Source organism: Robbsia betulipollinis, assembly GCF_026624755.1.
Classification (GTDB): domain Bacteria; phylum Pseudomonadota; class Gammaproteobacteria; order Burkholderiales; family Burkholderiaceae; genus Robbsia; species Robbsia betulipollinis.
The window spans coordinates 23,583-38,061 of record NZ_JAPMXC010000014.1 but is presented as its reverse complement, the minus strand read 5'-3'; the positions used below and the strand labels follow the sequence as shown (position 1 = coordinate 38,061).

The window sequence follows — 14,479 nt, the reverse complement described above, 5'->3', positions numbered from 1 at the left end:
TGATGACTGGCAGTCGTTTCTGAAGGCTCATCACATGGTACCGAGCATGAGTCGGCGCGGTAACTGCCACGATAATGCCGTGGCCGAGAGCTTCTTCGGGGCGTTGAAAAAGGAACGAATAAAACGGCGAATCTATCCGACCAGGGCGATGGCAACCACGGACGTATTCGATTACATTGAGATGTTCTACAACCCAATTCGCCGACACAGCTTCGTGGGCCATTTGTCACCCGTGGAGTTTGAGCGGCGCAATGCGTTAAACGGCTCGTAAGTGTCTATTAAACCCTGGCCGGTTCAAACTGTCTCATACACAAAAATACGGACAAGCCCGCGAATGCAACAAAATATGACTCTCTCCACCCTCCGCGACACTCTCCTCCCCCGCCTCATCTCCGGCGAACTGCGCGTCCGTGCAACACGCGAGCTGATCGAGAAGGTAGCCTAATGTTCCGCGTTGATCGTCCCTCGAACCGCATTTCTCGTCTGCCACAGAAGCGCTTCGGCGAACTCGCGCTGCGAGAACGAGATCATCTCCAAGAATGGCTTGTGCACCAACCCGACGCGCTTGGGGAGGAATTCCTAATCCTTCAGAAGGAATTCGATGGCTTTGACGAAACGCGGGAGCGGCTAGACCTTTTGGCGCTCGACAAAGTCGGCAACTTGGTAGTGATCGAGAACAAGCTGGACGATTCTGGCCGTGATGTGACCTGGCAAGCGCTGAAATACACAGCCTACGTCTCGGGCCTTACCAAAGCGCAGATCATTGAGGTGCACCAGCAATACCTCGACCGCTACTGCGGCGGCGGCAGCGCCATCCAGCGGATCTGCGAGTTCATGGAGGTTGAGGAACTGGAAGAGACAGTGCTGAACCCCGGCAACGGCCAGCGCATGATCTTCATCGCTGCGAATTTCCGTCGCGAAGTGACGGCGACGGTGCTGTGGCTGCTATCCCGCGGCATCCGCGCGCAATGCTTCCGGGTTCTAGCATTCGCGTACGAGGAAGAACTCTTCATAGACTTGCAGCAGATCATCCCGCCGCCCGAAGTTGCAGATTATATGATCAACATCTCCTCGAAGGAGGTGGAAGAGACGGCAGTGCAAGGCACGCAAAAGCGCCGACACGAGTTGCGCCTACAATTCTGGGCGAAGGCATTGGCAAAACTGCGGGAGGATGGCAACGATTCATTCAGTAATATCAGCTCGTCGAAGGATCACTGGCTCAGCGCCGGATCCGGCGTGCGCGCATGCCCCTGGCAGCTGATCTTTAGCAAGGACGAAGCGCGGGTTCAGCTGTCACTCGCGCGTGCCGATACAGCCGAGAACAAGTGGCTATTCGATCAACTCCTGTTGCAGCGGGCGGCGATCGAGGCGGTCTTTGGTGCGCCGTTAGAATGGCGTCGAATGGATGACAAGAAGCAAAGCATTGTTCAAATCAGCCGAGCTTTTGACGGCTACGATCGTGATACGTGGCCGCAGATTACAGACTGGATATCACAGCATTTGAAGCAACTGGAAGCAGCCTTCCGTGAGCCTCTAACGCGACTGGGCCGACAGGTCCGTGCCACTGACGAGAATATTGAGTGATGACCTGGATCAGCGAAGCGCAATTGGAAATGCATTTCATGGAAAGGGACCTATCCAGAGATTGGGCACGAAAAAGCGGTTCAGCGAAGAATAGATCATTGGATTTCTACGGGAGGCAGATGCGGGCATACCGGTCAAGAAACTTTGCCGTCAGCGCGGATTCTCGGAAGCGAGCTATGACCTCTAGCGCAGCAAACTCGGCGAAAGGTTTAAAAATGCAGTCATCGCGCGAGTTCACCCGTGCACAAAGAGCTGCGGCTTATTCAATTTAAGAAGGGCAATTCCACCTTAATAGGACATCCCGAAAAACCAGCACTTACCTTGAACCGGTATCAGATTTCGGGACATGTGCCGAGGATTGTCATGGATACACGTGAGCGAGACATCCTCGAGGAAAACACGTCATCGACATGTTGTGGTCCCACGCTAAAGAAGTGCTGCCCAGTCAGTCCGGAATCCGAGCGCGCGCAGCATGCTAAACGTATTGCAACAGGTCACACCCACTTCACAGCAAACATCTGGGACTTTCTTGTTCGCTCTCGTCTTAGACGGCTTGGACACTTCGTTCGACACGACCACGCGATGCTGTGGCGCCATCAATCCATAGGCGATCAAAAACGGGTCCCGACCAACCTGCTCAACTTCGCTGTCGGTCAGGTCAGGCGCATAAGCCGTCAACACTGCATGCAACTCGTGGGGGTCGAAGTCTTCTTTCAAAACGAGCATCTCTTCGACGCCCTCACGCCTGGTCCAATCGTTGAATATGTCTTTCTTGGCGTCTTTGGTACCCCGTACTTCTTCGAACGTTTCGAGTGGCATCGCGATATTGCCCATTGCCGCCATATGTAATAACCAGTCCCAAAATTCAGGCACCATATCGACGGGATAATACATATTGTGCGCATCGATCAAGACATTGGCGTCGAGCAGATACAAAGGCTGAATGCTCGCCGTCATGCACCACCCAATAATGTCGCCACATTGGTCGGCTTCACGTCCAAGAGGCGTCCAGCTTTCGTGGGCGTCAAGATGCCTTCGGCAAGCGTGCGCTTCACGAGGTCCATCAATGCTCCACCCATGCGGTGTCGCTTCACGACATAGTAGCTGGGGCCACTGGATTCACGTTTGGGCTGCACATCGCGTTCTTTCTGACGAGTCTCGGAAAAATAGCGATTCAGTGTCTGCCAAGTGGCTTCAGTAATACGATGCTGTTGGAAGAGGCGGTATGCGACCAGCGGTCGACTAACCCGGTAGGTCTGCGCGAATCCCGCGACAGCTTGCGCACATGCCGGGAAATCTTCAGCATCGATTTCAATCGCACCGATCTCGGCGTCATCGACGAGGATGCGACTGGCTACGTCGTTACAAAACTTCTCTATGTGCTTTTCAGGTAGCCCACCACTGACGCCTGTTTCACCCAACCAGATATGGGCGAGTTCGTGCAGCGCTGTAAAAGCCCAAGCGGATTTCGCGTCCTGATCGTTAACGACGATAAAAGGCGCTTCCTTGTCGGCGATCGCAAAGCCCCGGAACACCTCGGGACTAATCGCGGAATGGTGGCTGCCGAGCGTACCAATCAACAACACGAAGATACCCGTTTCCTCGATGCGGTCGCGCAAGTAAGCAAAGGCGGCCTCCACCGTACGTTGCCGGCGGAAATTGCTACGATCAAAACCAATGCCGTGGGTCACTTTGGCGACCACAGAAGCCAGCGACATATTCGAGGTGATGCTGCCGACGTAGGAGTGCACGACCGCCTCTTCGGCTTCTTCGAGGGTACTCAAAATCAAACGTTGTCGCACGTGCACATCGCGCACGAGCGCATCGAGCGCGCCTTCGCTTTCCACGCGACGATCTGTCGGCAAGGTGCGGAAGTCTTCGCCACGCGCCGCCTTTTGTGGCGGTTCATTTAAGTAGAACACCAGCAAAGGTCGGCGGTACACCTTGACCATTTTGAGCAGCAGCGGACGAGACGGCTCTTTGTCGCCTCGCTCATATTCTTCCAGCATGGCCTCGCCGGTTTGCTTGGTACCTCCAAGGTCCAAGAGGCGTGCAGCGACCTCGGCATTTAAACCGGCAGTCGTGCGAGCCCACGTCAACAGTAAAGGATTCACTCGTGCCATATCAACCAGTGTTTCGCGCGCAGCGCGCCTTATCTTTTCTATTGTTTCCGAAATATACGCGAGCCAAGCATAGACGCAAATAATTTCGTTACGGGCGTCGTAGCTTCAAGGAGCCAGAACCACGCTCCTGGTCCCACAGCATATAGCTTTGCATTAAATGCAGCTCAAAACCTTGTGGTAACCACGACGAAGTAACAGATCTCATGATACGAATATTCACATGTCGCTATTGATGATTACCCCATGCTCTCGAGTGCGCGGATACGTCGATCTAATTCGGTCGTCACATAGATAGAAGTCGTTGCTGGCGAAGCATGCCCGAGATTTTCTTGGACGATGTCGAGCGGGACCCCCGCCTCGATTGCCTGCGTCCCAAAGGTGTGTCGTAGCCAGTGCGTGGATGCTCGGCCAATGCGCGTTGCAACGTGCGGATCGCTTTCAACAAGATCGCCAGCCGCGCCCTCAAAGATTTTCTTGAAAGCCAACGCCAATGCTGGACTTGCCAGCGCCGTCGTTGCTTCGTTTTCTAAGCGGCCGATCAAAGGCGTTTCGGACTCGTTCTCTTCAGGCGACTCACTCAAACCTCGCGCACGAAGGTAGCGTCGCAGCGCTTCCATCATGACGCGGGTCATCGGGACTGTTCGGCGCTTCGCGCGCTTACCAACCACGCTCAATGTCCAAGCAGTGCCGAGTTGGTCATCGACCCATCGGGGATGAAGTCCTCCCAAAGTGGCCGAGCACATTTCCGATAAGCGCAGTCCGGTGGCCATTCCCAACATTAAGATGAAGCGCGCGCGCTCGCCAGTGGCGGTTCCAGCGCTGCGCTCGACGTGCGCCAGTAAATGATCGCATTGGGCGCGGGTCAACGCATGATGTGCCTTGATGCGGCCGGCTTCTTTCTCTTCAGCCGACTTCCGCACACCGGTCCAGGCATTGAAGTCCAGATAGCGCATGTCCGTCAGCCACTGGAAAAGCGCTTGCAGAACGGCATGCGCGCTTGCCCGGCTCGATGGGGATAGCTGACCTGCAAAAGGCCGCCAGTGTGGCGACCACCGTGGCGTGCGGCGCGCGCCAACCCAGTTCTCCGGTATATCACTTAGAAAAGCCCGATAAGCTGCAATGTCCGAGACGTCCAGCGAGGACAATGGCTTACCGTGTTCGAGAACCGCCCAGAGCAAGATCCGCTCGGCCTGCGTGCGGTACGCGCGCCAGGTGTGGGAAGCCGGATCGTACAATTTCAGCCAGGCTTGGATTGCGGCCAGGTCGTCGTAGGCGCCGGTTTGGTTGCGATCGTGCGGAGCGCGGTTGGTACCAGCGCTGCCGTCGAGCGTCGCCGGCATAGCCATCGCTTCCAAGGGCGCGATATCGCTCACTTCGGCGCGTTCGGCATAGAGGAGCTCGCGCGAGACACTGCGCAGCGGTTGCGTCACCCGCACCGACAAGGGTCCGAGCGTGGCCCGATTGGCTTCTACCCATCGAACGATCCGCCCTGCGCCTTCCCGCCCGAGCCCTTTTACGTGCCGGTACCAGCGCTCACCGAAACCATTGAGCACGTCGACCAGCTGCTGCAGCGAAAACACCCCCGCCGCCTCCAACCGCGTCACAATTGCCGGCTCAAACCAGCCAGAAAGCGCATGCGTGAGCTGAGGCGCCTCTACGACCGCGGTTTGCAGCCGCCGCAGTGCGTCCAAGCGCCGCGTGTGAAGACGAACGCCCCGGCGTTCCTGCCGCGTTTGCACCGCGTTCGGATACTGCTCTATATATAGAGCGCGCAATTCCTCCTCGCTGTACACGCCGTCGGCATCGACAGTTTCGCGAAACTCTTCTAACGACGGCACATCCACCGGAGCGCCGGCGACACCAAGCGACTTTGGCAAGCGCAGAAGCCGGACGGCTTCGCGATCTCCGGTACGACGGGCCGCGGCGGCCAGTTCATCTTGGAGCCAGCACAGCAGCGCGCGCACCTTGCGTAGATCCTTTCCCGAATTCAGGTAGAGATCGGCGAGGACTGGCAGATCCAATGCGACTGGCCCTTCAAGATAGGCGCGATAGAACGCAAAGTGAGCCAGGCTGAGGGCACGGGGAGTCGCTGGCAAAGCGTGCGTCATAGTGTCGGGCTGTATGAACGGGTTCGGCGTGAAAAGCAGTGAGCGAAGCGCGCGCCAAACGGCGCTTCTGGTGGATGCGGGCGCAGGCCGTGCCAAAGGTGACCTATTCCGACCCGCTTTGACTGGCGTTGTCTGGCAGACAACTGGCCAGCCCCGTCCAGCGGGCCGCGCTCTACCCGGCTTTTCGCTCATCGTAGCATCTTTACGCTCATCCACCACTTATGATAATTCGTATTATCATAAGTGTCATATTTTTCATGAAACTTCATCCATCCGCGTGAACAGCTCGTAAAGCTACGGTAAATCAGACAGTTACATTGCCTTTTGTCTTTGTCATAGAGATTTTTGTTTTTGATCTTTTTAGATGGTTAGTTGCATTTAATTTTTTCGTCATTAATGGCCCCGGTCCGGTCGCATCCAGGCACGGCACCTTGGTAAACTAGCAGTGGTCGGTGCCGTTGATGCTGCTGACCGCTGGCCAAGCGACAAAATGTTTACTTGGCGCAGGCGCGCGGCGCTCGGTGGATCGAGCAAGGCCCCTACGGGGTGATCGTTCGCCGGCAGTTCCGCAACGACCTTTTCAAGCCGTTGCAGGGCGTCGAGATGCCGCTCGCACAAGTGCAGACCGCGGCGTTTCTGGCGTGAGAGCGTCGCTCTGAGATGCGCAGCCTGGTAGTGCCTGAACAACTCGGTTTCGGAATACGCCCGCCCGGGTCGATGCGTTCGCGGTATTCCTCGACCGACGGCGTGTCGGCCACTGGGTCATCGGGCTCAGCAAGCCGTTTGGCAGGCGCAGCAAACGGATGACGTCGAAGTCGCCGATGCGGCGCGCGGCCACGGCCACGGCCACGGCCACGGCCAATCCATTCTAGAACCAACACAGCTGGATGCGCATGTGCCGCGGGTTACTACCGAAGTTCAAGTAGTGATCGACCAAGTAGGCGAGGTCGATGGATTCCGCCCCCTCGAAGTAGGCGCGTTAGAAGGCGAAGTGGGACAAGCCCAGGCGTCCCAGATCTTTTTTTCTGTGCCTTATCAGTGAAGCATCAAAACCCGGAAAACTGCTACACAACGTTCTCCTTCTCTGCTCGGTGCCGACGTGACCAACACAATACCGTGTTCCAAGTATGGAACTGATCGGCGCTGCAGTGCTCTGTCAGTCAAACGGCGAACTTTTCGGCGGAAGCTCGCGCTGGGCCTGTGTGGTGGCCATTCCAGCACGGGTATGGAAGAGGAGATGAGTTTGCCGCGAAAAGTGCTGGTACTGATTGGGATGTGACCACAACTAGTAAATATTCTCTTCAAATGCTGCTTTAAACGGTCGGGATGCATTCTTCGCCGATTATCGCGAGGAAACCGCGGTAGACGTCTGCCCGTCCCTTTTGACCCACCGTGTTGTCGGCCGGCACTTTGGCAGAATCGAGCCGAGCCGGTGCTAAAATCGCTCATTGCTTTACGGCTTCAACTCATGCTCAGCATCACCTCCCTTTCCCAAACGTCGATTGATCTCGCGTTTGGTGACCGCCCGGCCGATGCCGACACGTTTCATTCGCGGCCGGTCGAAATTATCCCTGGTGTCGAGATCATGGGCCTGCATTTCGATCAGGTCGATTTTGTGATTTTCTTCGCATCGGTCGCCGTCATGAGCGCCGGCGACGCGGCATTTGCACAGATGATGGCCGATGAGTTTAATCGCAAGATTTTGCCGCCGTCAGGCGCACGCTTTGTGAAATTCGCTCGCCTCGACGCTACTGATGACAACTCGATGTTCCGTCAGTCGTCGTGGCAGCTAGCCAATCCGCACCGCCTCCGCGGATTTCAGGAAGAGTTGGAATTTGCCCTGAGCGACCATGCTGTGGCTTTCCCATTAGTACCGGAATATCTATTTACGCCGACCACTGATAAACTAGATCGCATGTATCAGCGCATGAGCGTTCATTTCGCGACGGGTGAACTTGGCGTCACGTTTGCCCTGAAGTACGCACCGGATTCGGACATAGGAGGGTATTACTGCTATGAGAGAAAGTAAAACCTACGAGAAGGCCGTGGCCTTAAACAACCTTGGGTTCGCACTCATTATGGAGCGCGCAAATACCGCGCAGGCGCAGCCGCGAGTGGTTGGCACTGCACGCGTGCTTAGCTCGGATGAGCGGCGTGTTGAGCGTGCGCGTTTTCGGGCGCGTGAGCAAGCGAAGACTGACACGACTGTGTGACGCGTTTGCATATCGTGGCAGGAGCAAAAAGCGCCTTGAGGCGCCTTTTTACTTCCTGCACCGCCATAGCTGGAGATTCGAGGGACAATCTCTTCTCCCCCTGATTTGCTCCCGGTATTCGGTTTCGTAGATTGCGAACCATCAGCTTAAAAGTTTCGAAATGATTCGCCGAAGCCACGCGGCACTTGACAAGCAACAATGCCATGACGATGCTTTTTCGCTGGAGGGGCTCACGCGGCGATGGCGGACAGACTCTCTATACGAGGACCTCGCATCATCGATCGAAGCGCTGCAATGGCGGTACGCGACGTTGAAACGGTCATTGGCCTTGCTGGCTCACTAACGGCATTTAGGCCAATCAGACTTTCCCTAAACGCGGCGTTCAACGCTTGGGTTGCATGGACCCACTGCCTTGTTCGCAACGCCTGCGCGAAGCCACGCTGCCAATCGCCTGACGCAACGCGCAATATCGGCTCCAAAAGACTTTGGACCTCAGCAGTTTGGGCATCGCTCGACACGCGAATTCGGCGCGTCGCCGCTGCGTCGTAGTAGGTTTGTCCCGCCGCGGCGTTCATGACCTGCCGAAGTTCGTCCGCCTCTGATTGGATCGTCTGCGCTTCCGACTGCTTGGTTTGCTGACACCGGGCCAGAGAAGCAAAGTCTGTTGCGCTGCGCAACAAGGCACGAACATAGCAAATTGGCCTCGCTGCAGTCTTGACGTGTTGCCACGATGCATTGATCACATCGGATAAGCGCTTGCCCTTCTCTCTGGCCTCGCGCATGAGTTTGAAGATCAAAAATTCATGAAACCCCAGGTCGCGCAAACGCTGCAAATCCTTGGGAAGTTCGCCTGGTTGTCTCTTTTGAGAAGCAGGGTAAAGATCTCTCTTAATAGGGCCTGCCACTTTGGCAGACTCGGAGGATAAAATTTTTGAGTCGCTGTCATTTACCGCTGCCGCTTGCCGTGACTCGGTGGCATGATGCTGGGCGCGGTCGTTGAAGCCGAGGAGGGCGATAGCGACATCGGTAAGTGTCAAGTAGGCGCGGTTCCAGCCGGCGCGTCCTGGCACCTCCCATTGCTTGTGTCGAACAATTAGACCTGCACCAGCCAGGTCGGTCAGTGCGCGAAAGAAAGTGCGTTCGGGAATCATGGCGCGCTCTTGAAGGAGCCCACGACCCGCAAAGATTTTATCGGCGGGACGCGCATTGTCGACAGTACGGGCGAGGGCGGCGAGCACCGCGCGTGCGCGGCTCGAAATGCCAGCAATGTGATGTGCCCGATGTTCAGCGCGAAGCGTTAGCCATTTAAAGTTGGCGACGTCAGTCGCGAGCTCGGGAGTTTTGGCACTTGAAAAACAAGTAAGACTTGTGGTGTTGTCAGCGGGGCATACTTCGCCCTCGCTGGCAACGAAGCGTTGCGCGATCGACATAATTTCGTCCATTTTTCAGTAAATGGATGACGGGTCGCTTGACTGTCGATCACAATACGCTACACTTCGAGACGTAGATTTCTCTCAGCCGGTTTGCCGCCGGTGAAGTGTAGGGCGAACGATAGCAAGCCCTGAATTATCAGAAAGCCCCCGGATTGCCGTCCGGGGGCTTTCGTCTGTCTAAGTCTGGTAAATCACAACACCTAGTCCTCCGTAGACTGTTGATATTATCAAGTCATTGAATTTATTGAAAATTTAATCTTTGGTGACATCATTCGCCACCTCGGAAAGCGTGCGCAGTATGGCCTCGTGCACCTTTCTGATGTCGCTATCAGTCTTCAACTCAATTCGGATTGAGTTTCCAGCCGACCGCACATTAAACAGCACGGCACGTCCCTGTTTGACGGAATCTACCAGCGCTTTCTCAGTCGATCCTTCGGAGCGTGGCTTACGCGAAGCCAGCGCCAGCGCTTTTTTCTGATCGACTTTGCCGTTGGCGAGTAGTTCCAGAGCGTCCAAGACAGGTGCTTCCCGGCCTGCTCGAACCAACATTGCAAGCTTAGCCGCCGTGTTGGACCCTATCAAACTTGGTTGATTCTTTAAGTGAGCCAATGCAACTTGAGGCAACTGCTTGAAAGACATCAGTCGCGATAGGGTGCTCTGGTCGATGCCAGATTGCTCCGAAATTGCCGATTGGGACATATCTGGGAAAATTCGTCGAATTTCTTCAAAGCCAACGAATTTCTCAAAATCCGTTAGATCGGATTGAAACAGATTTGCATAAAACGCTCCGACATAAGTGTCATTTTGATCGTTCGCTTGAGTGTCGACTGTCGCGCGAATGGATTCAAACCCAATCTCCTTGTACGCGTCAAATCGATGGTGGCCCGAGATCAACTCATAGAAACCGTCATCCGTTTTGCTGACCACAATCGGATGCATAAGTCGGTTATGACGAAGGTTCTCACGAAGCTCCGCGAATTTCTCAGAAGACATGAATTTGCGACGACCTTCGACAACACGAATACGCTCCAATGGAACACTGAGGATTCCAGCAGCGTCATTTGCCAACGCTAGTTGCTTCTGAAGCTCTTCGATGCGTGTCAGATAACGCTGCGCGTCTTGCCGAAAAGCGCCAAGCTGGGCAGGCATCGAAGAGCCTTTTGGTCGTGTTGGAATGGTGACGGAAGCTTCCTCTCTTTCTTTAGAAAGCAAGCCCGATGTCTTCGCCAACAAACGATCTTGAATTCGATTGCTCATAAGTGATGCTCCCCAGAATCAACGCGGCGACGCCAAGACTGTTGCACTTCATTCTCGATCTCGGCGACAACCGCATCGAATGCCTCAAGCGCCCGGTTGTATGTCCGGACGCTGCCGTCATAGCCCTGAAGATCGTATAGCGTCTTGAATTCTGCCGCTGAATTCTTAACAACATCACTCTCCAGCATTTCTCCGTTTGCCAAGATTTCGCTGTACGTCTGTTTGATCCAAGTCTTCACCACATCGGTAGTCGCCGATTGGGACTTTACCTTTGATAGCACTATCCGGATAAATTCGAATTCTTTTGCCACGTCCCGGCTCTCGCCGAGCGACTTAAATAAATCCGAAAAGTGACCGAAGAACTGGGCGCACGACGCATAGTCAAGTGACTCGGGAGGTAGCGGAACAATTAAACCATCGGTCGACATGAAGGAGGCCGTCGCCAAATAGGAAAGCGACGGTGGGGTGTCGATGATGATCAGATCGTATGTCTTCTTAAGTGGTTTGAACGACTGTTCCAGAATTCGCCAATATTCAAAACTCGGGTCGCGCGATTGCTGGCTTGGCAATGCATAGTCGGCCCCGAAAAGCGCGGGGCAGGCAGGCAATATGTCCAGGCCTGTCCAATAACTTGGAATGCACTGCGCTGAGAGATCGTCGGTTTCGCCATAGACGGCTGGCATTACCGTCATTTCTTCTGTGATTTCTGCGTCAGGCAGATACCCCATCAGAACCGACGATGACGCTTGGGGATCAAGATCTACAAGCAAAACTTTGTGACCGCGGAGAGTCATACCCTGGGCAATCGCGACGCTTGTGGTGGTCTTACCGACGCCGCCCTTAAAATTCCCAACACCAAGAATTAAGCCATCTTGACCTGCGGGGCGCTTTTTAAAAGTGGGTAGCGCGCGGACGAAGGCTTGAGCTTCGCCCAAAGTGAACTCTCGGCGCCGTGTCGCACCGACCATGGTGCCCGTCGGAAAGGTTCCGTCCTTATTGCCTCGAGTACACAGGTAGTTGATCTGTGACTTTTCTAGGCCACAAATACTAGCGAGTCGAGCTGCAGTGATGCGGGGCGGCTGTTTCCTCGGCCACGGTTCAAGAAGATCGTCGCGAAGCTTCCCAAGAATGTATGCTGCCTTGTCAGCTATTGCTGACAAGGCTTCCATTGACACCGTCTCGCGCAGTGGCGGCAGTTCGCGGGTTGCCATTCGTTCGTACCTCTAGTTTACGTCGTCGGTTTCGGTGAAAAAAATCAAAAACCGATGACACTCAGGTTTTTTCGAACAATAGCAGGTAAACCGCAAAACTTAAAGCCTTCCTTTAACTTGCCAATTGTCGGGGAAAACACGCGTTTGTTCGCCGGTACGACTTTCGGCGAAGTCATAGACGACGCCACGTATCGCCGCGAACACGCTCGGCGTGTAGGTCCACAGATACACCCGATGCGTTTTGCCTTTGCCTGGCACGAGCATCGCGACCGGCGTCTCATCGGCCTGGAGCACCGGGTGCTGTACCACCCGCTCGCGCAGTGCTTCTACAAGTGGCTATAGTTGCACGCCACAAGCGCCGATCCACATACCTAGCGTCGAGCAGGGAATCGCATAGCCCGCGCGTGCAAAGATGCGTTCCCGATGGTACAGCGGTAGATGATCACTGAATTTCGCGACCAGCACATGCGCGAGGAGTCCGCCGTCGGGATGCCTTTGTCGATGACGTGTGCGGCCACTACGTCTCGCATTTTGTGCACGCCCACTTGCTGCGGATGTGCCGCTCGACTGTGAACACACCCGGCGTGTAATCGAGCTTCTCGCTGACGTCCTCACCGATGCGCGTCAACTGGCAACCGCATGGGCAGAGCGTCGAGGCCGGTTCGTGGTGCAGAACCACGCGCGATAGGTCCGCTGGCACGGCGGCACGGCGCGGCTTGTCCGGCTCGCTCACGCTCTTGGCAGGCATGGTGGGCTGGGCGAGCTTGTATCCGATGGCGATGAGGTCGGCGTCGATCGCCTCGTCGAGCCGGCAGGGCTACTCGGGCGCAAGCTTCTCGCTCTATGTATAAGTATTACCTATCTTTCTGAATTTTTTATGATTATAGGTAAATTTAACCTTTATAAGTTATGGGTTACCGTTTTAGGGAGCTGGGCAATATCGCCCGGTATTGTTTATGTAAGTGATTGATTTATATAGAATATTACTTATCAAGTTTAATCAAAAGTTACCGTTTAGGGGAGTAGAGGGATACGTTTAGGGGAGGCGGGTTACTGTTTCGGATAGCTGGCTAATATTGCTCGGTATCCTTTATTTAAGTAATTGATTTATATATAAATTTTTTACTGATCTAAATCAAAAATTACCGTTTAGACGGGTAAAGGGATACGTTTACGGGAGCACTAAAACTCGCTAACGCAACTGGACGTTGAACGGATCGGTTGTCAACTTTTGTTCATGGCAAGACAAAAAATTAGCGAAGGGTTACAGCCGACTTACTGCACATCGCACGGCCGCTTTGCAAACCGAGCTGATACCCGCCCCGATGTGGCAATAGCTCTACTCCTGCAACGGATGATCACCAGCGTTTTCCGAAACCATTACGGATACCAAGATCCTACCTTGTTTGAAATGCAACTAACGTGCTTATACACCAAAATCATCTGAGAAACGAATGACATAGAAAACAACCGTGCATGGCAGCCGCTGGCCCGTGAGCGTGAGAAGTGGGCAAAAATGCTTCCCGAGAAATATGACGCGCTCTTGCCTTGATTGCTGGAAGCTGGAGACGGCATAGTGCCGAACCTTTTCGCGTTGACAGGCAAAAGCTATCTCAACCACGTCACCAAGGCGCGAATCAGTGCGGCAGTCACCCAGGCCATTTCTGCCGAAGCTGCTACACCTTTATTAACCATGAAAAAGAATGCTGTTGCACAAGCCGCTGAACTGTTGTTGAACGGCACCGGATGGCTGCTCGAGGCATCGAGAAACCAGAGTGCATGCGCAGATTTAACAGATCCGGACGCCAAAGCCGGCGACGAAGAAAACGAGGAGGAGGACTAAACCTAACCAAATCAAGCGCCCCGAAATGGTCGAGGTCTGGGCGTCATTTTAATTTTAGGGGATACAAATAATTATTGTCTCGCTTCATTTGTGGGGATACAATTATTGTTATGGATATCATCTTCGATCAAACTAAACGCGATGTCATATTCCATGAGCGCAAACTGCGCTTTGAAGATTCGACAATTATTTTTGCCGGTGATACGGCAGACATGGTAGATGATCGAAAAATTATGGTGAAGAGCGCATAATTTCCGTCGGCAAGGTCGCGAACCGTATGATGGTTATTGTGTGGACCCGGCGAGGAGATATCCGTCATATCATTTCGATGAGAAAAGCAAATGAGCGAGAGCAAAAAAAATTCGCTGAGCGACTTCGCTAAATCCGATGCGCGAGAATCGACCGCGAAAGACTACGAAGAAATTCCTGAGCTTGATGATAATTTCTTCAAAGACGCGGACATTCATCGAAATGGCGTATTGGTCAAGCGCGGCCGTGGTCGGCCTGTAGGTTCGAATAAGGAACAGATGAACTTGCGAATCGACCGCGATGTGATCGAGGCATATCGTTCGGCGGGTGACGGCTGGCAAACACGGATGAACGACGCATTGCGCGCCTATGCTGTGACAAACGGGTTTCTGCGCTGAAGCCGTTTTCTAACGAAAGACGTTTTATTGCTTTCTCCTATAGACGGGTTTTGCACAACA

At 54.3% G+C, this 14,479-nt stretch carries 13 protein-coding genes and 1 pseudogene; 7 read left to right on the top strand and 7 right to left on the bottom strand.

Going from position 1 to position 14,479, the window contains the following annotated elements; all coding sequences use genetic code 11:
- Both OVY01_RS22440 and OVY01_RS22435 read left to right on the top strand, forming a co-directional pair.
- Positions 1–271, top strand: a 271-nt coding sequence (locus OVY01_RS22440; RefSeq protein WP_267849858.1) for an IS3 family transposase, incomplete at its 5' end; no start/stop codon positions are given.
- 173 nt (positions 272–444) lie between these two features.
- Positions 445–1,584, top strand: a complete 1,140-nt coding sequence (locus OVY01_RS22435) for a DUF4268 domain-containing protein (protein ID WP_267849857.1) — start codon at positions 445–447, stop codon at positions 1,582–1,584.
- A 426-nt stretch (positions 1,585–2,010) separates the two neighbouring features.
- On the opposite strand, the gene OVY01_RS22430 is transcribed toward OVY01_RS22435, so the two are convergent.
- From OVY01_RS22430 to OVY01_RS22420, 3 genes are all read right to left on the bottom strand, one after another.
- The gene (locus tag OVY01_RS22430; protein WP_267849856.1) at positions 2,011–2,541 is read right to left on the bottom strand and encodes a DUF4411 family protein; all 531 of its coding nucleotides are present in this window, start codon (positions 2,539–2,541) and stop codon (positions 2,011–2,013) included.
- Complete coding sequence (locus tag OVY01_RS22425; RefSeq protein WP_267849854.1) at positions 2,538–3,707, bottom strand: ImmA/IrrE family metallo-endopeptidase; 1,170 nt, start codon at positions 3,705–3,707, stop codon at positions 2,538–2,540. Before OVY01_RS22425 ends, OVY01_RS22430 begins: the two co-directional genes overlap by 4 nt.
- Positions 3,708–3,943: 236 nt before the next feature.
- The gene (locus OVY01_RS22420; protein ID WP_267849853.1) at positions 3,944–5,815 is read right to left on the bottom strand and encodes a site-specific integrase; all 1,872 of its coding nucleotides are present in this window, start codon (positions 5,813–5,815) and stop codon (positions 3,944–3,946) included.
- Positions 5,816–6,313: 498 nt separating this feature from the next.
- Here OVY01_RS22420 and OVY01_RS22415 point away from each other — a divergent pair, with 498 nt between their 5' ends.
- Together OVY01_RS22415 and OVY01_RS22410 are read left to right on the top strand one after the other, a co-directional pair.
- Positions 6,314–6,460: a hypothetical protein gene (locus tag OVY01_RS22415; RefSeq protein WP_267849852.1), complete on the top strand. Its 147-nt coding sequence runs from the start codon at positions 6,314–6,316 to the stop codon at positions 6,458–6,460.
- An 823-nt stretch (positions 6,461–7,283) separates the two neighbouring features.
- Positions 7,284–7,844 (top strand): hypothetical protein, encoded by a 561-nt coding sequence (locus tag OVY01_RS22410; protein ID WP_267849851.1) that lies wholly within the window; start codon positions 7,284–7,286, stop codon positions 7,842–7,844.
- A 414-nt stretch (positions 7,845–8,258) separates the two neighbouring features.
- Here OVY01_RS22410 and OVY01_RS22405 read toward each other — a convergent pair whose 3' ends face one another.
- The 4 genes and pseudogenes from OVY01_RS22405 to OVY01_RS22390 all read right to left on the bottom strand — a co-directional run.
- Entirely contained in the window at positions 8,259–9,458 is a 1,200-nt protein-coding gene (locus OVY01_RS22405) for a Replication protein O (protein WP_267849850.1), read from the bottom strand.
- Between the two features lie 255 nt (positions 9,459–9,713).
- A complete protein-coding gene (locus OVY01_RS22400) occupies positions 9,714–10,718 on the bottom strand; it encodes a ParB/RepB/Spo0J family partition protein (RefSeq protein ID WP_267849848.1) in 1,005 nt (334 codons plus the stop codon).
- A complete protein-coding gene (locus tag OVY01_RS22395; protein ID WP_267849847.1) occupies positions 10,715–11,929 on the bottom strand; it encodes an AAA family ATPase in 1,215 nt (404 codons plus the stop codon). Before OVY01_RS22395 ends, OVY01_RS22400 begins: the two co-directional genes overlap by 4 nt.
- A 111-nt stretch (positions 11,930–12,040) precedes the next feature.
- A pseudogene (locus OVY01_RS22390) lies at positions 12,041–12,737 on the bottom strand (IS66 family transposase); the annotation flags it as partial.
- A 768-nt stretch (positions 12,738–13,505) separates the two neighbouring features.
- Here OVY01_RS22390 and OVY01_RS22385 point away from each other — a divergent pair.
- The 3 genes from OVY01_RS22385 to OVY01_RS22380 all read left to right on the top strand — a co-directional run bounded on the left by OVY01_RS22385 (position 13,506) and on the right by OVY01_RS22380 (position 14,419).
- Positions 13,506–13,772, top strand: coding sequence for a hypothetical protein (locus tag OVY01_RS22385; protein WP_267849846.1), 267 nt, complete (start codon positions 13,506–13,508; stop codon positions 13,770–13,772).
- A 277-nt stretch (positions 13,773–14,049) separates the two neighbouring features.
- Positions 14,050–14,154 (top strand): BrnT family toxin, encoded by a 105-nt coding sequence (locus OVY01_RS23215; protein WP_349293554.1) that lies wholly within the window; start codon positions 14,050–14,052, stop codon positions 14,152–14,154.
- Positions 14,114–14,419, top strand: coding sequence for a BrnA antitoxin family protein (locus OVY01_RS22380; protein ID WP_267849845.1), 306 nt, complete (start codon positions 14,114–14,116; stop codon positions 14,417–14,419). Before OVY01_RS23215 ends, OVY01_RS22380 begins: the two co-directional genes overlap by 41 nt.
- Positions 14,420–14,479 lie beyond the last annotated feature (60 nt).